Source organism: Streptomyces sp. NPDC043996 (assembly GCF_056435225.1).
Window position 1 is genome coordinate 686,761 of sequence record NZ_JBWKEY010000003.1, and the last position, 19,019, is coordinate 705,779.

The 19,019-nt window shown below is 73.3% G+C and carries 16 protein-coding genes; 3 read left to right on the forward strand and 13 right to left on the reverse strand.

All coding sequences use genetic code 11. From position 1 onward, the window contains the following. Positions 1–11 precede the first annotated feature (11 nt). Positions 12–311, reverse strand: a complete 300-nt coding sequence (locus AC07A4_RS10485; protein WP_037825937.1) for a DUF3039 domain-containing protein — start codon at positions 309–311, stop codon at positions 12–14. After that, positions 298–1,473 (reverse strand): MFS transporter, encoded by a 1,176-nt coding sequence (locus tag AC07A4_RS10490; RefSeq protein ID WP_478595681.1) that lies wholly within the window; start codon positions 1,471–1,473, stop codon positions 298–300. Before AC07A4_RS10490 ends, AC07A4_RS10485 begins: the two co-directional genes overlap by 14 nt. A 110-nt stretch (positions 1,474–1,583) precedes the next feature. Between AC07A4_RS10490 and AC07A4_RS10495 the strand changes: the two genes are divergently transcribed. Continuing rightward, positions 1,584–2,447 carry a LysR family transcriptional regulator gene (locus AC07A4_RS10495; protein ID WP_478595684.1) on the forward strand — a complete coding sequence of 288 codons (864 nt, stop codon included), beginning with the start codon at positions 1,584–1,586 and terminating at the stop codon, positions 2,445–2,447. A 7-nt stretch (positions 2,448–2,454) separates the two neighbouring features. Here the strand turns inward: AC07A4_RS10495 and AC07A4_RS10500 are convergent, their stop codons facing one another. Continuing rightward, positions 2,455–3,054, reverse strand: coding sequence for a YqgE/AlgH family protein (locus AC07A4_RS10500; RefSeq protein WP_478595687.1), 600 nt, complete (start codon positions 3,052–3,054; stop codon positions 2,455–2,457). A gap of 252 nt (positions 3,055–3,306) precedes the next feature. Here AC07A4_RS10500 and murA point away from each other — a divergent pair, with 252 nt between their 5' ends. Continuing rightward, complete coding sequence (gene murA / locus AC07A4_RS10505; protein WP_478595690.1) at positions 3,307–4,656, forward strand: UDP-N-acetylglucosamine 1-carboxyvinyltransferase; 1,350 nt, start codon at positions 3,307–3,309, stop codon at positions 4,654–4,656. 178 nt (positions 4,657–4,834) lie between these two features. Here the strand turns inward: murA and AC07A4_RS10510 are convergent, their stop codons facing one another. From AC07A4_RS10510 to AC07A4_RS10535, 6 genes are all read right to left on the reverse strand, one after another. Next, the gene (locus tag AC07A4_RS10510) at positions 4,835–5,116 is read right to left on the reverse strand and encodes an HU family DNA-binding protein (RefSeq protein ID WP_030680681.1); all 282 of its coding nucleotides are present in this window, start codon (positions 5,114–5,116) and stop codon (positions 4,835–4,837) included. 420 nt (positions 5,117–5,536) lie between these two features. After that, on the reverse strand, positions 5,537–6,952 hold the full coding sequence (locus tag AC07A4_RS10515) for an NAD-dependent malic enzyme (protein ID WP_478595694.1): 1,416 nt from the start codon (positions 6,950–6,952) through the stop codon (positions 5,537–5,539). A 334-nt stretch (positions 6,953–7,286) separates the two neighbouring features. Continuing rightward, complete coding sequence (locus AC07A4_RS10520) at positions 7,287–9,623, reverse strand: HelD family protein (protein ID WP_478595697.1); 2,337 nt, start codon at positions 9,621–9,623, stop codon at positions 7,287–7,289. A gap of 153 nt (positions 9,624–9,776) precedes the next feature. Next, positions 9,777–10,649 carry an anti-sigma factor family protein gene (locus AC07A4_RS10525; RefSeq protein ID WP_478595700.1) on the reverse strand — a complete coding sequence of 291 codons (873 nt, stop codon included), beginning with the start codon at positions 10,647–10,649 and terminating at the stop codon, positions 9,777–9,779. Further along, positions 10,646–11,215: a sigma-70 family RNA polymerase sigma factor gene (locus AC07A4_RS10530; RefSeq protein WP_478595702.1), complete on the reverse strand. Its 570-nt coding sequence runs from the start codon at positions 11,213–11,215 to the stop codon at positions 10,646–10,648. The genes AC07A4_RS10525 and AC07A4_RS10530 overlap by 4 nt, the downstream gene beginning before the upstream one ends. A 165-nt stretch (positions 11,216–11,380) precedes the next feature. Then, positions 11,381–11,980 carry a CGNR zinc finger domain-containing protein gene (locus AC07A4_RS10535; RefSeq protein WP_478595705.1) on the reverse strand — a complete coding sequence of 200 codons (600 nt, stop codon included), beginning with the start codon at positions 11,978–11,980 and terminating at the stop codon, positions 11,381–11,383. 253 nt (positions 11,981–12,233) lie between these two features. Here AC07A4_RS10535 and AC07A4_RS10540 point away from each other — a divergent pair, with 253 nt between their 5' ends. Then, positions 12,234–12,815: an anthrone oxygenase family protein gene (locus AC07A4_RS10540; RefSeq protein ID WP_478595708.1), complete on the forward strand. Its 582-nt coding sequence runs from the start codon at positions 12,234–12,236 to the stop codon at positions 12,813–12,815. Here AC07A4_RS10540 and AC07A4_RS10545 read toward each other — a convergent pair. The 4 genes from AC07A4_RS10545 to AC07A4_RS10560 form a co-directional block, all read right to left on the reverse strand. Continuing rightward, positions 12,767–13,906, reverse strand: a complete 1,140-nt coding sequence (locus tag AC07A4_RS10545) for a uroporphyrinogen-III synthase (protein WP_478595711.1) — start codon at positions 13,904–13,906, stop codon at positions 12,767–12,769. The two genes, AC07A4_RS10540 and AC07A4_RS10545, sit on opposite strands and share 49 nt — an antisense overlap. A 194-nt stretch (positions 13,907–14,100) precedes the next feature. Further along, positions 14,101–15,477, reverse strand: coding sequence for a nitrate/nitrite transporter (locus AC07A4_RS10550; protein ID WP_478595714.1), 1,377 nt, complete (start codon positions 15,475–15,477; stop codon positions 14,101–14,103). A gap of 141 nt (positions 15,478–15,618) precedes the next feature. After that, positions 15,619–16,809: an acyltransferase family protein gene (locus AC07A4_RS10555; protein WP_478595717.1), complete on the reverse strand. Its 1,191-nt coding sequence runs from the start codon at positions 16,807–16,809 to the stop codon at positions 15,619–15,621. After that, a complete protein-coding gene (locus AC07A4_RS10560; RefSeq protein ID WP_478595952.1) occupies positions 16,806–18,944 on the reverse strand; it encodes a bifunctional polysaccharide deacetylase/glycosyltransferase family 2 protein in 2,139 nt (712 codons plus the stop codon). The genes AC07A4_RS10555 and AC07A4_RS10560 overlap by 4 nt, the downstream gene beginning before the upstream one ends. Between the last annotated feature and the right edge of the window lie 75 nt (positions 18,945–19,019).

Sequence of the window (19,019 nt, forward strand, 5' to 3'; positions counted from 1 at the left end):
GCGCGGAGCGGCTACTTCTTGCCGCCGTCCTTGCCGCCCTTGTCCTTGTCGCCGCCGGCGCCCATGGACTCGTAGATCTCCTTGCACATGGGACAGACGGGATACTTCTTCGGGTCGCGGCCGGGGACCCACACCTTGCCGCAGAGCGCCACGACGGGAGTCCCGTCGAGCGCGCTCGCCATGATCTTGTCCTTCTGGACGTAGTGCGCGTAGCGCTCGTGGTCGCCGTCGCCGTGCGACACCTGTGGTGTCGGCTCTACGAGGGTCCCCGTACCTGCCCCGCGCTCGGGCTCGGGCTCAAGAGTGCTCATGAGTGCCAAGGGTACTCACGCCCGGCGCCTCCTGGCAGCGGCGTCCCGCCGTCAGGTGCACGGCGAGCCCCAGGGCCGCGACCCCGGCCGCCGCCCAGGGCAGCGCGCCCGCGCCGAGGCCCGCCGACAGGGCGAGCCCCGCGGCGCCGGAGCCGACCGCGCTGCCCAGGTAGAGGGCGGAGTTGTTGAGGGCGAGGGCCACCGTGCCGCGCTCGGCACTGAGTGCCAACAGGCGGTGCTGCTGCGGCACCTGGAAGGCCCAGCCCGCCGCGCCCCAGATGACGAGCGCGGGGAAGGCCGCCGCGCCGAGGAGCGGCAGGGAGGCTTCCGAGACGACCAGGAGGGCCGTCACGCCGGTCACGAGGGCGAGGACCCGGCCCGTCCGGTCCACGAGCGGGCCCGCGAGGACGCTGCCGAGCACCCCGCCGATCCCCCACGCCCACAGGTACGGCGCCACCTCGCCCTCGCCGACGCCGCCCACCGCGTCCAGGACGGGCGCGAGGTAGGTGTACAGGCCGAGGCTGGAGACGGCCCCCAGGAAGGAGACCGTCACGATGGGCAGGACCGCCCGGTCCGTGAGCGCCCCGAGCCGCGCCCGCACCGGCACGGCGGGCGGGGCGGGGATCTCGGGCAGGCCCGCCGCGAGGCCCACGAGCGCGACCGCGCCGAGGCCCGTCACCAGCCACATCGTCGACCGCCACGAGGTGTGGTCGGCGAGCAGCACCCCGAGCGGCACGCCGAGCACCGTGCCCGAGCTCATCCCGCCCATCACCAGGGCGAGCGCCCGGCCGCGCCGCTCGGCTCCGGCGAGCGCGGCGGCGGCCGCCGTGGAGAGCGCCGAGTACACCCCGGCCCCCACGCCCGCCACCGCGCGGGAGACGAGGAGCACCGCGAGGCCGGGCGCGAGCGCGGTCAGGGCGTTGCCGAGCGTGAACACGGCGAGCGCGGCGATGAGCAGCACGCGCGGGCGCGCCCCGGCGAACAGGCCCGCGACGAGCGGCGCGCTCACCGCGTACGCGAGCGTGAAGACGGTCACCATCTGTCCGGCGAGGGACACGGTCGTGTCCAGGTCGTCGGCGACCACGGGCAGCAGGCCCGCCATCACATACGCGTCGAGCCCCAGCGTGAAGGCCCCCAGCATCAACAGCCAGATCTTCCGCACGGGTCACCAGCTCCCTTCGTTCCCGGTCGGGTGGTCGTCCGGACGGAAACGTAGGCAGTCTCCGGTTCCTCGGGGAAATGCCCGCCACGGTGCGTTTATGCTCGGGCGGCATGAATGACCTGGGCCCCCTCGACGCCGTGGAGCTGCGGCATCTGCGCGGCTTCCTCGCCGTCGCCGACGAGCTGAGCTTCACCCACGCCGCGGCCGCGCTCGGCATCGGACAGCCCGCGCTCACCCGGACCGTGCGGGCCCTCGAAGAGGCCGTCGGCACCCGGCTTCTCGACCGCACCACGCGCCAGGTGGAGCTCACCGACGCCGGGCGGCGCCTGCGCGACGAGCTCGCGCCGCTGCTCGTCCGGCTCGACGCCACGCTGCGCGCCCCGGGTGCCGCGCGGCCGGTCCTGCGGCTCGGCTTCACCTCGATGCTTCCGGAGGTCTGCGGCCCGCTCACCACCGCGTTCAAGGCGGCGACGGGGGCGGTCGTGCGCCTGGTGCGGCGCGACGAGCCGCTGGCGGGGCTCGCCTCGGGCGCCTGCGACGTGGCGGTCGTCCGCGGTGACCTGCCGTCCGGCGCCGAGGTGCGCGGCCAGGTGCTGCTGCGCGAGCCGCGCGTCGCCGTCGTGGCCCGCGGCTCCGGCGCCCTCGCGGGCCGCCGCGTCGTGGACTGGGCGGAGCTCGCCGCGCACCCGCTCGTCGTGAACACCATCACCGGCACCACGCGCCCCGACCTGTGGCCCGCGGCCCGCCGCCCCCGCCTGGCCTGCACCGCCGACAACTTCGACGAGTGGCTGGAGGCCGTCGCCGCGGGGCACGGCGTCGGCGTCGCCCCGGAGCCGGTCGCCCGCCGCCACTCCCACCCCGGCCTGCGCTATCTGCGCCTGAAGAACGCGCCCCCCGTCACCGTCCACCTGGCCGTACCGGCCCGCGACCCGCATCCGCTCGCCGAGCGGTATCTGCGCACGGCGTCCGGCTGAGCGGGCGTCAGTTCAGCGACGGGTCGTCCGGATACGTCGCCACCATGGCCAGCTCGCTGCGCTGGCGCCGAAGGACCGCCCGCCACAGCCGCTCGGGATCGGGCGAGGAGACGTCACCCGGCTCGGACTCCACGACGTACCACGCCCCGTCGGCCAGCTCGTCCTCCAGCTGGCCCGGGCCCCAGCCCGCGTACCCGGCGAAGATCCGCAGCGAACCGAGCGCCGAGGCGAGCAGCTCCGGCGGCGCCTCCAGGTCCACCAGGCCGATCGCGCCGTGCACCCGCCTGAAGCCGACGGGGTCCGCCCCGCGCGAGCGCTGCCGCGAGCCCGCCGCGAGCCCCTCCTCGCCGGGGACGACGGCGACGCCGAGGGCCGAGTCCAGGGAGACCGGGCCGCCCTGGAAGACGACGCCGGGCGCGCCCGCGAGGTCGCCCCAGCCCTCCAGGATGTCCCCGACGCCCACCGGCGTGGGGCGGTTGAGCACCACTCCCAGGGAGCCCTCCTCGTCGTGGTCGAGGAGCAGCACCACCGCACGGTCGAAATTGGGGTCCGACAGGGCCGGCGTGGCCACGAGCAGCCGCCCTGTGAGCGAGGACACCTCGGTCATGCCAGACATGATCCCGCATCTTGGGCCCGTGCGGGGAGGCTATGGACCTACCGGAGTGCGCCCAGTTCAGGGCGTGCGCGGGCGGCGCGGGCGGCGGGCGCCGAAGGTGACCGTGAGCGTCCGCTTCCGTACGGTTCGTGTTGTAGCCGACTCATGACGTGTTTGCGCCCCCTTGGGCCTACGGACGGGGTCCGTGCGGCCATTACGCTTTCCCTTTGGTCCCCCCGTCCACCTCATCGGAACGCGAGATTCATGACCGTCACCGGCTCCCAAGACGTACTGCTTGTCCACGGCGGAACCCCGCTGGAGGGTGAGATCCGTGTCCGCGGCGCGAAGAACCTCGTGCCCAAGGCCATGGTCGCCGCGCTGCTCGGCAGCGCTCCGAGCCGTCTGCGCAACGTTCCCGACATCCGCGACGTCCGTGTCGTACGCGGACTGCTGCAACTGCACGGCGTGACGGTCCGCCCCGGTGAGGAACCGGGCGAGCTGGTGCTCGACCCCTCGCATGTGGAAAGTGCGAACGTCGCCGACATCGACGCGCACGCGGGCTCCTCGCGCATCCCGATCCTGTTCTGCGGCCCCCTCCTGCACCGCCTCGGCCACGCGTTCATCCCGGGCCTCGGCGGCTGCGACATCGGCGGCCGGCCGATCGACTTCCACTTCGAGGTGCTCCGCCAGTTCGGCGCGACCATCGAGAAGCGCGAGGGCGGTCAGTACCTGGAGGCGCCGCAGCGCCTGCGCGGCACGAAGATCCGGCTGCCGTACCCCTCCGTGGGCGCCACCGAGCAGGTCCTGCTCACGGCCGTGCTCGCCGAAGGTGTGACGGAGCTCTCCAACGCCGCGGTCGAGCCGGAGATCGAGGACCTGATCTGCGTCCTGCAGAAAATGGGCGCGATCATCGCCATGGACACGGACCGGACCATACGGATCACCGGTGTCGACAGCCTCGGCGGCTACAACCACCACGCCCTCTCGGACCGCCTGGAGGCCGCCTCCTGGGCGTCCGCGGCGCTCGCCACCGAGGGCAACATCTATGTGCGCGGCGCCCAGCAGCGCTCGATGATGACCTTCCTGAACACCTACCGCAAGGTCGGCGGCGCCTTCGAGATCGACGACGAGGGCATCCGCTTCTGGCACCCGGGCGGCCAGCTGAAGTCCATCGCCCTGGAGACGGACGTCCACCCCGGCTTCCAGACGGACTGGCAGCAGCCCCTGGTCGTGGCCCTGACGCAGGCCACGGGCCTGTCCATCGTCCACGAGACGGTCTACGAGTCCCGCCTCGGCTTCACCTCGGCGCTGAACCAGATGGGCGCCCACATCCAGCTCTACCGCGAGTGCCTCGGCGGCTCCGACTGCCGCTTCGGCCAGCGCAACTTCCTGCACTCCGCGGTCGTCAGCGGCCCCACCAAGCTCCAGGGCGCCGATCTGGTCATCCCCGACCTGCGCGGCGGCTTCTCGTACCTGATCGCGGCCCTCGCGGCGCAGGGCACGTCCCGCGTCCACGGCATCGACCTGATCAACCGCGGCTACGAGAACTTCATGGACAAGCTCCAGGAACTCGGCGCGAAGGTAGAACTCCCGGGCAAGCCGACGCTCAGCTAGCCACCGTCCCGAAGGGCGCCCCCCGGCTGGGGGGCGCCCTTCGGGCTTCCGGGGGCGGGCAGCCGCGCCCCGAAGGGGCGCGGGGAACTGCGCGCCCAGCCACGACGGCGCGGCAGCCAGAGAACAAGCCAAAGGGGCGGCCACCCGAACCGGGTGGCCGCCCCTTCGCTGCTTGAGGCTACTTGCCCTTCGCGGCTTCCTTGAGCTTGCTGCCCGCGGAGACCTTGACGCTGAAACCGGCCGGGATGTTGATCGGCTCGCCGGTCTGCGGGTTGCGGGCGGTGCGAGCGGCACGGTGGGTGCGCTCGAAGGTCAGAAAGCCGGGGATGGTGACCTTCTCGTCGCCCTTGGCAACGATCTCGCCGACGGTCTCGGCGAACGCGGCCAGCACAGCGTCGGCGTCCTTGCGGGTCACCTCGGCGCGGTCGGCCAGCGCGGCCACCAGCTCACTGCGGTTCATGTTTGTACTCCCGTGTTCTTCTTGCTGTTGAGGCGTGCCTCGCGGCGGAGCCGCATATCGGGCACAGCGGAGCCGATGCTGCCAGGGTCCTTGGCCGGGCCCCGGACCCGGGTCCGTCGCCGGACCCTCGCGCCCAGAGACGCATCCTGCCCCCACCTACGGCGGGAAAGCCAATCCGGCACCCGTGGGAGTCACACGAAAAGCGCCCATTTCGCTGAGGTGCCCCGAAATGGTGACGCTCCGTCCGCTTCCCGGTGCCGCGCCGCAGGCCATGCGGGGCGGGTAAGGCGACGCGGGCCAAAAGGCCCGCGTCCCGCCACCCTAGAGCCCTGATGAGGGCCCTGTTCCACGACGCGCCGTGTGGCACGCCGTGGCACCTGTCACAGGCGGAAAGCCCGTCCGGCGTTCGTGAACCAGTGATCAGCCCGCGGCGCCCGCGGCCTTGGCGGCGGTGCGCACCGCTCCGGCCACCGCGCCCGCGACCTTGTCGTTGAAGACGCTGGGGATGATGTAGTTCGGGTTGAGCTCGTCCTCGGACACCACGTCCGCCAGGGCGGTCGCGGCGGCCAGCATCATCTCCGTGTTGACCGTGCGCGACTGGGCGTCGAGCAGGCCGCGGAAGACGCCGGGGAACACCAGGACGTTGTTGATCTGGTTCGGGAAGTCCGAGCGGCCCGTGGCCACGACCGCGGCCGTCTGGCGGGCGACCGCGGGGTCGACCTCCGGGTCCGGGTTCGCGAGCGCGAACACAATGGCGTCGTCCGCCATGGCCGCGACGTCCTCGCCGTTCAGCACGTTCGGGGCCGAGACGCCGATGAACACGTCGGCGCCGACGACGGCCTCCTTGAGCGTGCCGCGCGCGCCCTCGGGGTTGGTGTTGTCGGCGATCCAGCGCAGCGGCGAGTCCGGGGCGGCGGCCACCAGGTCGTCGCGGTCGGCGTGCACGACGCCGTGGATGTCGGCGACGACGGCGTGCTTGACGCCCGCGGCGATGAGCAGCTTGAGGATGGCCGTACCGGCCGCGCCCGCGCCGGACATGACGACCCGTACGTCCCCGATGCCCTTGCCCACCACGCGCAGCGCGTTGGTCAGGGCGGCGAGCACGACGATCGCCGTGCCGTGCTGGTCGTCGTGGAAGACGGGGATGTCCAGGGCCTCGCGCAGGCGGGCCTCGATCTCGAAGCAGCGGGGCGCGGAGATGTCCTCCAGGTTGATGCCCGCGAAGCCCGGGGCGATGGCCTTGACGATCTGGACGATCTCGTCGCTGTCCTGGGTGTCCAGGCAGATCGGCCAGGCGTCGATGTCGGCGAAGCGCTTGAAGAGGGCCGCCTTGCCCTCCATGACCGGCATCGCGGCCATCGGGCCGATGTTGCCGAGACCGAGCACGGCGGAGCCGTCCGTCACGACCGCGACGGTGTTGCGCTTGATGGTGAGGCGGCGGGCGTCCTCGGGGTTCTCGGCGATCGCCATGCACACGCGGGCGACGCCGGGCGTGTAGACCATGGAGAGGTCGTCGCGGTTGCGGATGGGGTGCTTGGACGCCATCTCGATCTTGCCGCCGAGGTGCATCAGGAACGTACGGTCGGAGACCTTGCCGAGGGTGACGCCCTCGATGCCGCGCAGCTCCTCGACGATCTCGTCGGCGTGCGCGGTGGAGGTGGCGGCGATCGTGACGTCGATGCGCAGCTTCTCGTGGCCGGACGCCGTGACGTCGAGGCCGGTGACGGAGCCACCGGAGGACTCCACGGCCGTAGTCAGCTGGGAGACCGCGGTTCCGCTAGCGGGCACCTCCAGCCGGACCGTCATCGAGTAGGAGACGCTGGGCGCCGTTGCCATGGCGGACTTCCTCTGCTTTCACCTTGTAGCTGTTGCCGTCCGATCGTCGCACCTACCCCTGAGTACGTGGTAGCCGCCCCGGATTGCGAACGTTTTGTTCACGCATATTTCGGAAAGTAGTTTCCACCATACGAGAACTGCCGGGAAACGAAAAGAGGTCCACGTCACCAGGTGACGTGGACCTCTCCTACGCTGAGTGACACCGACCCGCCATGCTCGCCTCGCGGCAAGTGGTCGCTCGTAGCGACGAAGGTTGGGCCCGGGGGCTTGGATCGAGCCGGTGCCACATCAACGGTAACAAACGAATCCCGTAAGGCAATTCCCGCAGCAGGGGTCAATCCCTGAGCAGGTCCGGGACGCCCGCCGCGTCCGGTTCGTCGCGCTCGCCCGACAGGACGGTGAGCTGCTGCGTGGCGCGGGTCAGCGCCACGTACAGCACCCGCAGGCCCGCGGGTGACTCGTCGGCGATCTCCGCGGGCGAGACGACGACCGTGGCGTCGTACTCCAGGCCCTTGGCCTCCAGGCTGCCGAGCGCCACGACGCGCTCGCCGAGCCCGGCGAGCCAGCGCGCCGCCTGCTCCCTGCGGTGCATGGCGACGACGACGCCGACGGTGCCGTCGACCCGGTCGAGCAGCCGCGCGGCCTCCTCGCGCACGGCCGCCCCTAGCCCTCCGTCGCCCACCACGGTGAAGCGCGGCTCGATGCCCGTGGAGCGGACCGCGGACGGCGACTCGGAGCCGGGCATCGCGAGGGCGAGGACCTTCGCGGCGAGGTCGGCGATCTCGGCGGGGTTGCGGTAGTTGACGGTGAGCGTGAAGCGGCGGCGCGGGCGGGTGCCGAGGGCCTCGTCGCGGGCGGCGGCGGCCTCGTCCGGGTCGGACCAGGAGGACTGCGCGGGGTCGCCCACGACCGTCCAGGTGGCGTGGCGGCCGCGGCGGCCCACCATGCGCCACTGCATGGGCGTGAGGTCCTGCGCCTCGTCGACGATGACGTGCGCGTACTCGGTGCGCTCGGCGGCCAGGCGCTCGGCGCGCTCGCGCTGCGACTCCTCGCGCGTGGGCATCAGCTCGTCCAGGCCCGTGAGCTGGTCCAGCGGGTCGAAGTCGCGCCGCTTCTTCGGGCGGACGGGCGTGCCGAGGATCGCCTGGAGCTCGTCGAGGAGCGCGATGTCGTGCACGGAGTACGCCTCGCGGCGCAGGGAGCGGGCCAGCTTGCGGACCTCGCCCGGGTTGAGCACCCGGCGCGCCCAGCGGCCAAGGCGCCGCTCGTCGGCCATCGCGGCGAGCACCCCGCGCGGGGTGAGGACCGGCCACCACGCGTCCAGGAACGCGATGAAGGCGTCCTCGGTGCTGACGTCCTCGTCGAAGGAGGAGCGGAGCTCGGCGGCGAGTTCCGGGTCGCTGTGGCGGGTGGCGGCCCCCGACTTGTCCCAGAGGGCGTCCAGGAGCAGCTTGCGGGCCCTGGGGCGCAGGAGGTTGACCGGGGCGGTGCCGCCGAGCGCGTTGTTCCTGACCCGGGCCAGGTCGCCCGCCTCCAGCTCCAGGCGGCGGCCGAAGGCCACCACGCGCAGGCGGGTGGGGGTGCCGGGCGCCGCCGAGGGGTCCACCGGGTCCACCGGGAACAGGCCGTCATCGGCGGGGGCCGCCGGGCGCGCCGGGGTCTCCAGGGCGCCGCGGGCCGCCTTGCGGAGGACCTTGAGCATGCGGGACGAGCCCTTGACGCGGGCCACCGCCGGAGTGTCGTACACCGTGGCGTCGACGCCGTCGACCAGGGAGCCGACCGCGCGGATCGCCACCTGGCCCTCCTCGCCCAGGGAGGGCAGGACGCCCTCGGTGTAGGCGACCAGGAGCGGGGTCGGCGAGACGATGAGGATGCCGCCCGCGTAGCGGCGGCGGTCCTGGTAGAGCAGGTACGCGGCCCGGTGCAGCGCGACCGCCGTCTTGCCGGTGCCGGGGCCGCCCTCCACGTACGTCACGGACGCGGCGGGCGCCCGGATCACCAGGTCCTGCTCGGCCTGGATGGACGCCACGATGTCCCGCATGGTGTGGCTGCGGGCCTGCCCGAGCGCGGCCATCAGGGCGCCGTCGCCGACGACGGGGAGCGCCTCGCCGTTCAGGTACGCCGTCAGCTCCGGGCGCATCAGGTCGTCCTCGACGCCGAGGACCTTGCGGCCCTTGGAGCGGATCACGCGACGGCGCACGACCCGTCCTGGGTCGACGGGCGTCGAGCGGTAGAAGGGCGCCGCCGCGGGCGCGCGCCAGTCGATGACCAGCGGCGAGTAGTCCGCGTCCAGGACGCCGATGCGGCCGATGTGCAGGGTCTCGGCGATGTCGGCGCTGCGTCCTTCCGCGTCCTCGCGGACCACGCCGTCGGCCGGTTCGACCGCCGTGTAGGCGCCGTCCGGGCCCTTCTTGCCGTCCTTGCCGAGCAGCAGGTCGATGCGGCCGAAGAGGAAGTCCTCGAACTCGTTGTTGAGCCGGTTGAGATGGACGCCCGCGCGGAAGACCTGCGCGTCGCGCTCGGCCAGCGCGCCGGGCGTACCGACCTGAGAGCGCTGGGCCGCGTCGTTCATCAGGAACTCGGCCTCGTGGATCTTCTCCTCCAGGCGGCGGTAGACCTGGTCGAGGTGTTCCTGTTCGACGCTGATCTCGCGGTCGCGTACGTCGGCCACCGGGGCCCCTTTCCTGACGTGCTGCTGCCCGTATTGAGCAGCCGTCCACCGTACGCGAAAGGGGGCCCGCTTGTGCAGTCCGGTGTGCGGGTCGTCGTCGGGCCGTGACCTGGGCCGTTGCCGGTCCGGGGCACGGCCCGTGGCGCCGGGGCGTCAGACGTCCACCGTCACCAGACGCTCGCCGTCGAACGTGCGTACTTCGAAGTGGTCGATGTCGTCGCGGTCGAAGGCGGCGCCGCCGTGGACGTACAGCGGATTGCGCGCCCATTTGTTCGTGCTGTCCTTGATGCCGTAGCCCCACTTGGGCACCGACCAGGTGGTGACGGTCTCCTTCCTGCCGTCCTTGCCGACCGCGATCAGTGAGCACTTCAGGGGGCCCTTGACGTTCTTCAGCTCCAGGACCGTGTGCGTGCCCCAGGCCTTCTTCTCCGTGCCGACCGTCGCGCTGACCTTGGTCTTCGGGTCGGTCGCCGATGTCTTCTCCTCCATGTGATGGAAGAAGGCGTCCTCGGCGGGCGAGGTGGGGTGCGGGTCGATGGCCTCTTGCCGTTCGCCGCCGCCACCGCCGCCGTCCACCGCGAACACCGCGAGCGGCCCGCCGATGATCAGGGCGGCCGCCGCCGCGACCAGGTACATGCCGCGCCGCCGCTTGCGCGCCCGCTTGGCCGCGACCTCGTCCACGAGGCGCTCGGCGAGCCGGGGGCTCGGGCGGGCGGCGAGCTGCTCGCCGATCTCCGGAAGGCCGCGGGGGCGCGGCACGGTCGCGTCCGCCCCCTGGGTGCCGAGCGCGCCGTGTGCGCCGGGGAGGTCCGCGAGCGCCGCGAGCATCGGCTCCATGCCGGAGAACTCCTCCAGCTGCCGCGCGCAGATCTCGCAGCCCGCCAGGTGCTCCTCGAACGCGGTGGCCTCCGCGTCGTCCAGGATGCCGAGCGCGTAGGCGCCGACGGTCTCGTGCACATCGCCCGGGCCGCCGGGCCCGTGGCCGCCGGGGCCGCCGTGGCCGTGTGCGTCGTACGGCGTGCTCATGCCGTCACCCCCCGCTCCTCCAGCGCCAGCTTCATCGAGCGCAACGCGTAGAAGACCCGCGAACGCACGGTGCCGCTGGGTATGCCCAGCGTCTCGGCCGCCTCATTGACCGTACGCCCTTTGAAGTAGGTCTCGACAAGTACCTCCCGGTGCGCGGGAGTCAGGTCCTCCAGGGCGTCCGAGAGTGTCATCAGCCACAGCGCCTTATCGATCTCGTCCTCCGCGGGGATGACCTCCAGCGGCGACGGGTCGACCTCCTGCGGCCGGGCCTGCCGGCTGCGGTGGCCGTCGATGACGATGCGGCGCGCGACCGTCACCAGCCAGGGGCGTACCGAACCAGTCGCCCGGTTGAGCTGACCGGCGTTCTTCCAGGCACGGATGAGCGTTTCCTGTACGACATCTTCGGCGCGCTGCCGGTCTCCCGCCACCAGGCGGAGCACATAAGCGAGAAGCGGACCGGCGTGCTCCCGGTAGAGCGCGCGCATCAGCTCCTCGTCCGGCTCTCCGGCGGGCGGCAGGCGATGTCGGTGCGGGCGTTCATCGGCCACGGCGGAATCCTTGCGCACGTCTGCCTCCGCTGTCCGCTGTTCGTCTCGGCTGCCCGTCTCGGCCGCGTCCGGTGCGTGCTCGGCCTCGCTCGGCTGGTCACCATGGACGTACGGACGGACGGGGGCCCGCGTTCAAACGTCCGCGGAATTTCCCGGAGGCGGCGGAAATCCATCAGAAGGGTCCTAGGCGCGCGCCAGGCCCGCCGCCCGCCGCCGGTGCCGTGCCACCCGCTCCCGGTTGCCGCACACCTCGCTGGAGCACCAGCGGCGGCGGCGCCCCCGGGAGGTGTCCAGGTACACGATGGGGCAGTTGTCGCCCTCGCACCGGCGCAGCAGGGAGCGGGCGACGGGGTCGGTGAGCAGGTCGACGGCGTCGCGCGCGACCGCGGCGAGCAGGGCCGCGCGGCCCGGCGTGCCGTGCAGGGCCAGGGTGAGGCTGCCGTCGGGGTGGCGCACGGCGCGGGGTGCGGGCGGGGCCGCCGCGGCGAGCGCGTTGACGCGGGCGAGCGCGGCGTCGGCGGGCCGGCCGCCGAGCTCGCCGCCGATCAACTGACTGATGTGGCCGCGCAGTTCGCGGAAGGCCGGGAGCCAGTCCAGGTCCGCGTCCGGCAGCGGGGTGCCCGGCGGCACCAGGCCCGCCCCGGACAGCCAGGCGCGCAGCCGGTCCACGCCGTCGAGCCGCTCCACCGGGTGGGTGGTGGCGAGCAGGTCGAGACAGGTGCGTCCGGAGTCGAAACGCAGCTCGCCGAACGCGGACTTGTGCGGGGCCGCACCCACCACCATGCGCGTGTCACCGCCTCGGGGTCACCGGCGGGCTCGGGGTGCGTGCCGTACGTACGCCCGCGGGACGCGCGGGGCGTGCCGTGCCGCCGCCGTGCCCGTACGTCCGTCCGCGGTGCCCGTCCGTACTCCTACAGTGCCCGTCCGAACGCGGGTCCGGAACCCCTGCCACCGTGGGTGGCGCGGGAGACGCGCGCTTATGCCGGTGCGCTCGTCGGCCATGGCCGCGGCCGCGGGCGCGCGGTTGACTCGGGGCATGACACCCGACACCGCACTCCACAGCGACGGCGGCCGGCCCGCGGGCGGCGGTCTTGCCCTGGGCGCGGCCGCGCTCACCACCGGTCTGATGGCCGGTTCCTTCTTCATCTTCGCCTGCGCGGTGATGCCGGGCCTGGCCCGTGCGTCGGACCGCGCGTACATCGAGGTGATGCAGCACATCAACGAGGTGATCCAGAACCCGGTGTTCTTCGCGGGCTTCGCCGGGGCGCTGGTTTCCACGGGGTTCGCCGCCTGGCGGCTGCGGCGCACGCCGCTGCGCTGGTGGGTGCTCGGCGCCCTCGTCGCCTACGCGGCCGCCTTCGTGCTCACCGCGGCGGTGAACGTGCCCCTCAACGACGACCTCGACGCGGCCGGTGACCCCGCGCGGATCGCCGACCCGGGCGCCGTGCGCGCGGAGTTCGAGGACCCGTGGGTGGCGTGGAACGTCGTGCGGGCGGCGCTGTGCGTCCTCGCGTTCGGCCTGGTCTCGTGGGCGCTCGTGCTGTGGGGCAGGCTTTCGCGCCCGGCGGCTCAGGCCACGGGCGCGCTGCCCGCCGCCGGGTCCAGCGCGAGCCGGTAGCCCCGCTTGACCACCGTCTGGATCAGCTTCGGCGCCCCGAGGGCCGTGCGCAGGCGGGCCATCGCGGTCTCCACGGCGTGCTCGTCGCGGCCCGCTCCGGGCAGCGCGCGCAGGAGTTCGGGGCGCGCGACCACCCAGCCGGGCCGTCGGGCGAGGGCCCGCAGCAGCGCCATCCCGGCGGGCGGCACGGCCCGCAGCTCGTCGTCGACGAGCACCGCGTGCCCCCGGATCTGCACCCGGCGGCCCGCGATCGGCAACACCCGGGCCCGCGCGGGCAGTTCCCGGCACAGCAGCTGGACGAGCGGTCCGATCCTGAAGCGCTCCGGCTGGACGGTGGCCACGCCCCTGCTCTGCAGCGACAGCGCGGTGACGGGCCCCACGCAGGCGGCGAGCACGTCGTGGCCGAGGGCCGCGAGCAGCTCGGGCGCCATCCCCCGGTCCTCGGCCCGCGCGAGCAGCGAGGCGGCGGCGGGCGCGCTGGTGAAGGCGAGCGCGTCGACGCCGCGGCCCACGACGGCGTCGAGCAGCCGGTCGACGGGGGTCAGGTCGGCGGGCGGCAGCCACCGGTAGACGGGGACGAGGACGACGTCCGCGCCCGCGGCCCGCAGCGCCTCCACGAACCCGGGCAGCGGCTCGCCGTGCAGCTGGAGCGCGACGCGGCGGCCCGCGACGCCCTCGGCGAGCAGCCGGTCGAGGACCTCCGCCATGGACTCCGACGACGGCGACCAGTGCTCGGTGAGCCCGGCGGCGCGCACGGCGCCCTTCACCTTCGGCCCCCGGGCGAGCAGTTCGACCCCGCGCAGGCGCGCGAGCAGGTCCTCGCCGTGCCCCCAGCCGTCGGCGGCCTCGATCCAGCCCCGGAAGCCGATGGCGGTGGTGGCGACCACGACGTCCGGCGCGCGGTCGATCAGCTCCTGGGTGGCGGCGAGCAGCCGCCCGTCGTCGGACAGCGGCAGGATGCGCAGGGCGGGGGCGTGCACGACGCTCGCGCCGCGCCGCTGGAGCAGCGCGGCGAGCTCGTCGGCGCGGCGGGCCGCGGTGACGCCGACGGTGAACCCGGAGAGGGGGCCGTACTCGGTGGTGGTGTTCATGGCTGGTGCCCCGCTCGCAGTCGTGTTCCCGTTCGCGGCCGCTCCCTCACGGCCGCTCCGCGGTCGCTTCCCGCGGTCGTTTCCCGAGGTCGGCTGGGGTCGGGTCAACGGCCCACCGAGCCTGCCAACGGCCGGTGACGGGCCCGGATCGCCGCGATGTCGGCCGTGTTACGTCCCCTCTCGGCGTACGTACGTCACACCTCGGCGTACGACGGGCGCGGCTCGGCCGGGGCGGCGGCCGTGGCGGCGGCCGGGGCCGCGGGGCGGCGCAGGTATACGGCCCAGGTCACGGCGAGGCACAGCGCGTAGAACCCGAGGAAGGTGACGAACGCCGCCGTGCCGCTGCCGCCGCTGACGAAGGACTGCCGGAAGGCGAGGTTGATGCCGAGCCCGCCGAGCGCGCCGACGGCCCCGATGAGGCCCATGGAGGCGCCCGAAAGGCGCCGCCCGTACCGGTCGGCCTCCTCGCCGCGCAGCCCCTTGCGCGCGGCCTTCGCCTGGAAGATGCCGGGGATCATCTTGTACGTGGAGCCGTTGCCGAGCCCGCTGAGCACGAAGAGGACCACGAACGCGCCGGTGAAGAGACCGAGCGAGCCGCGCACCGAGGCCAGGACGACGACGCCGGTGGCGGCGGCCATCGCGACGAAGTTCCCCAGCGTGATGCGGGCGCCGCCGTAGCGGTCGGCGAGCCGCCCGCCCACGGGCCGGATCAGCGAGCCGAGCAGCGGCCCGACGAAGGTGAGCTGCGCGGCCTGCAGCGGCGTGCGCCCGAACTGCGTCTGCAGCACCAGGCCGAAGGCGAAGCTGTACCCGATGAACGAGCCGAACGTCCCCACGTAAAGGAGCGCCATGATCCAGGTGTGCGCGTCGCGCACGGCCTCCTTGGCGGCCCCGGTGTCGTTCTTCACGGAGGCGATGTTGTCCATGAACAGCGCGGCGCAGACGGCGGAGACGACGATCAGCGGGATGTAGATGCCGAGCAGCAGGCGGGGCCCGCCGCTGGCGCCGATCACGGCGAGCGCGACGAGCTGCACCACCGGGACGCCGATGTTCCCGCCCCCGGCGTTGAGCCCGAGGGCCCACCCCTTCTTCCGCAGCGGGAAGAAGGCGTTGATGTTGGTCATGGAGGAGGCGAAGTTCCCGCCGCCCACGCCGGTGAGCAGGGCGCACACCATGAAGGTGGAGTACGAGGTGCCCGGCTCCATGACGACGAAGGCGGCGATGGCGGGGAGCAGCAGCAGGCTCGCGGCGACGACCGTCCAGTTCCGGCCGCCGAAGCGGGCGACGGCGAAGGTGTAGGGCACGCGCACGACGGCGCCGACGAGGGTGGCCATCGACACCAGGAAGAACTTCCCCGCGGCGTCGATGCCGTACTCGGGCCCCATGAACAGGACCATGACGGACCACAGCGTCCACACGGAGAACCCGATGTGCTCGGAGAGCACGGAGAACGCGAGGTTCCTGCGGGCGACCCGCGCCCCCTCCCGTTCCCAGAACACCGGGTCCTCCGGCTCCCACCGCCGGATCCACGCGTCTCGTCCGCCCCGCCTGTCCCTCGCGTCCTGCCCCATGTCGCGCCTCCCCGGCCAACGGCTGATGATCCCGAAGGTAGGGAGCGCTCGTTTCAGGCCTGTGCCGACGCGTGACCGCCGGGGAACGATGGGCTCACCCGGGGGCGGGCGGGGCGGTGAGGGGCGGGCGGCCGCTCCTTCTCACCGGTCGGCGGCGGACTGCTCATCCCCCTTCGTGCCGTCGGGCCACAGCCTCGGCCGCCGCCGCGCCGCCAGGTCCTCCACCCAGCCCACGGCCAGCACCATCAGTCCGATCAGCGGCCACACCAGCATGAACATCCACATCATGTACGTCGTGTCGAGCGCCGCCACCATCCGCTCGTCCATGAACGGCAGCTCGTACGCCAGGTCGATGAGTGGGACCGTCGCCATGATCAAGAGGTTGTGCCAGAGGTAGATCGTGACCGCGCGGTGGCTGGAGAGCGTGACGAGGGCGCCGAAGCGGGCGAGGCGGCCGGGCAGTTCGCGCCAGGACGGGGAGTACACGAGCAGGACGACGACGAAGCCGAGCGACCACGTGGCCTGGGCCAGCGGGATGTCGTTCAGGTCCCAGCCGTCGGGCCCGAGGTGCCCGGACGCCCACCACAGGCCGAAGGCCATGGCCAAGGTGGCGAGGGAGACCGCCAGATAGCGCGGGACGCGCGCCAGGTGGCCCTCCTGGTGGGCGAAGCCGAGGACCCAGCAGCCGCCGTACACGGCGAAGTCCGTGACGGCGTTGCCCGTTTCGCCAGGAACGCGCACGGCGCCGGTGGTGAGCAGGGCCGTCAGCGCGAGCGGGGCGAGGAGCGTCGCCCACGGGGCGCGGCGGAACGCCCGAAGGAGCAGCGGCGAGGCGATCACGAACCACAGGTACGTGCGGACGTACCACAGCGGGCCCACCACCTGCACGGGCCAGGTGTCGTCCAGGAGGCCTCCGGCGGCGCCGAGTTCCCAGGGGAAGGGCGGGGCGCCGACCGGGACCACGTAGGTGACCAGGCTCAGCAGACCCCACGTGCCGCCGCGGTCCGGGTCGTCGGCGGGCTGCCAGCCGGCGGCCAGGAGCAGGCACAGGGCCACCGCGCCGAACAGCCACACGGGCGGCAGGAGACGGCGCAGGCGCGCCGTGACCACCTGCCGCGCGGGGCGCTTCAGCGAGCGCGCCATCATCGATCCCGCAAGGGCGAACATCACGCCCATGGACGGGAAGAGGACCGTCAGCCAGGCCCAGCCGAAGAGGTGGTAGACGACGACGCGGACCAGGGCGAGGGTGCGCAGGAGGTCCAGGTAGCGGTCGCGGGGGGCCTTCGCGGGCGGGGCCGAGGGGGCGGCGCCCGGGGACAGGGCCTGCGTCATCCGGCCGTCCTCCCTTCCGCGCCTTCCGCGCCTTCCGCGCCGGAGGGCCACCGTCGCGGCGGCCCGCCGGGCGCCTCCACCACTCCGGTGCGCCGCAGCTTCTGCCAGCGCAGCCGTCCCCCGGTGAGGGCGGTGATCCAGGACTGGAGCAGGACCACGTACATCAGCTGCCGGTAGAGGACCTGCTGGAGCGGGAGCGAGATCAGATGGGTCATCGGCTCCCGGTCGAGGCGGAAGGCGTACGCCGCGCACACCGCCTGGACGGCGAGGACGCCGAGCCAGGCCGCGACCGTCTTCTGGGCGGGCCCGAACACCAGGCCGTACAGGAGGAAGACGTCGATCAGCGGCGCGAGCAGCGGCGCCAGGACCATGAACAGGGACACCAGGGGCAGCCCGACGCGCCCGAAGCGGCCCGAGGGGCCGGTCTCGACCAGCGCGCGCCGGTGCTTCCAGATCGCCTGCATGGTGCCGTACGACCAGCGGTAGCGCTGGGACCACAGCTGGCGCACCGTCTCGGGGGCCTCGGTCCAGGCGCGGGCGTGCTCGGCGTACACGACCCGCCAGCCGTCGCGGTGCAGGGCCATCGTGATGTCGGTGTCCTCGGCGAGCGTGTCGTCGCTCATGCCGCCGGCGCGCTCCAGGGCCGAGCGGCGGAACGCGCCGACGGCGCCGGGGATGGTGGGCATGCAGCGCAGCACGTCGTACATGCGGCGGTCGAGGTTGAAGCCCATCACGTACTCGATGTGCTGCCAGGCGCCGATGAGGGAGTCCCGGTTGCCGACCTTGGCGTTGCCCGCCACGGCGCCCACGCGCGGGTCGGCGAAGGGCCGCACCAGCTCGCCGACGGTGGCCGCCTCGAAGACGGTGTCGCCGTCCATCATCACGATCAGGTCGTGCCGCGCGTTCGCCAACCCCCGGTTGAGGGCCGCCGGTTTGCCCGCGTTGTGCTGGCGGACGACGCGCACGTCCGGCAGGCCGAGGCCCTCGACGATGCGGGCGGTGCCGTCCGTCGAACCGTCGTCGACGACGATCACTTCGACGGGGTGGTCGCTCGCCATGAGGGAACGCACCGTGTTCTCAATGCACTTGGCCTCGTTGTAGGCGGGCACCAGGACCGAGACCGGCGCGGTGACCGGCGCCCCGCCGCGGGCGCGGCGCTCGCGGACGCGGCGGGCGTGCGCCGCGGAGAGCGCGAGCATCAGGGCGAACCGGCCCAGGACCAGGAAGCCGATCACCGCGAGGCCGAGCACGAGGACGTCCGTGACGTGCTCGGCCGCGGCGACCAGGGCGATCCACACCGTGCCCCGCCACAGCTCGGGCCCGTGCACGCGCGCGTGGGCGCTCGGGGCGGCCAGGGCCTCGGTGAGGTGGGTGAACCGGTAGCCCTTCTGGCGCAGTTCGGGCAGGAGGCGGTCGAGGGCCGCCACGGTCTGGGAGCGGTCGCCGCCCGAGTCGTGCATGAGGACGACGGCGCCCTTGCCGTCGGCGGGGGTGGCGCGGCGGATGATCTCGTCGACGCCGGGGCGCTTCCAGTCCTCGCTGTCGGTGTCGTTGAGGACGGTGAGGTAGCCGCGGCCGCCGACGTGCCGCGCGACCGGCCACGACTTGTTGTCCATGGCGGCGGCGAAGGACGAGTACGGCGGGCGGAACAGCGAGCTGCGCACGCCCGCGGCGCCCGCGAGCGCCAGCTGGTTGCGCGCCAGCTCCTGGTCGACGCGGTCCTTCGACTGGTACGAGAGGTCGGGGTGGTTGAAGGTGTGCACGCCGACCTCGTGGCCCTCCTCGACCATGCGCCGGACCAGGCCGGGGTGGCGCGAGGCCATGGTGCCGGTGACGAAGAAGACTCCGTGCGCGTCGTGCTTCGCCAGGACGTCGAGGACCTTGGGGGTCCACCGGGGGTCGGGGCCGTCGTCGAAGGTCAGCACGAGGTGGCGGTCGGGCACGCGCATGCTCTTGGGGCGCTCGCCGCGGGTGTCGATGACGGGGCCGCCGCGCAGGACCTCCTCGGGCACCTGGTCGGTGGCGGCGGGCGGGCGCACCCGGTGGTCGGCGAGGATCTCGCTGTGCACGTACCCGCGCAGCATCAGCATCGCGAGCAGCGCCACGAGCAGCAGGCTGGGCAGGAGGTAGCGCATGGGGAGGCGGCGCCGGGCGGCGTTGCCGCCGGGAGGCGCGGCGATGCCACCAGGTGGCGTGGCCTTGCCGCCGGG

Excerpts from the sequence above, each read along its gene's own strand:
- murA (WP_478595690.1), top strand. The coding sequence starts at position 3,307 with ATGACCGTCACCGGCTCCCAAGACGTACTGCTTGTCCACGGCGGAACC.
- AC07A4_RS10535 (WP_478595705.1), bottom strand. The coding sequence starts at position 11,980 with ATGGTGGTGGGTGCGGCCCCGCACAAGTCCGCGTTCGGCGAGCTGCGT.
- AC07A4_RS10555 (WP_478595717.1), bottom strand. The coding sequence starts at position 16,809 with ATGACGCAGGCCCTGTCCCCGGGCGCCGCCCCCTCGGCCCCGCCCGCG.
- AC07A4_RS10500 (WP_478595687.1), bottom strand. The coding sequence starts at position 3,054 with ATGACCGAGGTGTCCTCGCTCACAGGGCGGCTGCTCGTGGCCACGCCG.
- AC07A4_RS10495 (WP_478595684.1), top strand. The coding sequence starts at position 1,584 with ATGAATGACCTGGGCCCCCTCGACGCCGTGGAGCTGCGGCATCTGCGC.
- AC07A4_RS10545 (WP_478595711.1), bottom strand. The coding sequence starts at position 13,906 with ATGAACACCACCACCGAGTACGGCCCCCTCTCCGGGTTCACCGTCGGC.
- AC07A4_RS10515 (WP_478595694.1), bottom strand. The coding sequence starts at position 6,952 with ATGGCAACGGCGCCCAGCGTCTCCTACTCGATGACGGTCCGGCTGGAG.
- AC07A4_RS10525 (WP_478595700.1), bottom strand. The coding sequence starts at position 10,649 with ATGAGCACGCCGTACGACGCACACGGCCACGGCGGCCCCGGCGGCCAC.
- AC07A4_RS10550 (WP_478595714.1), bottom strand. The coding sequence starts at position 15,477 with ATGGGGCAGGACGCGAGGGACAGGCGGGGCGGACGAGACGCGTGGATC.
- AC07A4_RS10510 (WP_030680681.1), bottom strand. The coding sequence starts at position 5,116 with ATGAACCGCAGTGAGCTGGTGGCCGCGCTGGCCGACCGCGCCGAGGTG.
- AC07A4_RS10560 (WP_478595952.1), bottom strand. The coding sequence starts at position 18,944 with ATGCGCTACCTCCTGCCCAGCCTGCTGCTCGTGGCGCTGCTCGCGATG.
- AC07A4_RS10540 (WP_478595708.1), top strand. The coding sequence starts at position 12,234 with ATGACACCCGACACCGCACTCCACAGCGACGGCGGCCGGCCCGCGGGC.
- AC07A4_RS10485 (WP_037825937.1), bottom strand. The coding sequence starts at position 311 with ATGAGCACTCTTGAGCCCGAGCCCGAGCGCGGGGCAGGTACGGGGACC.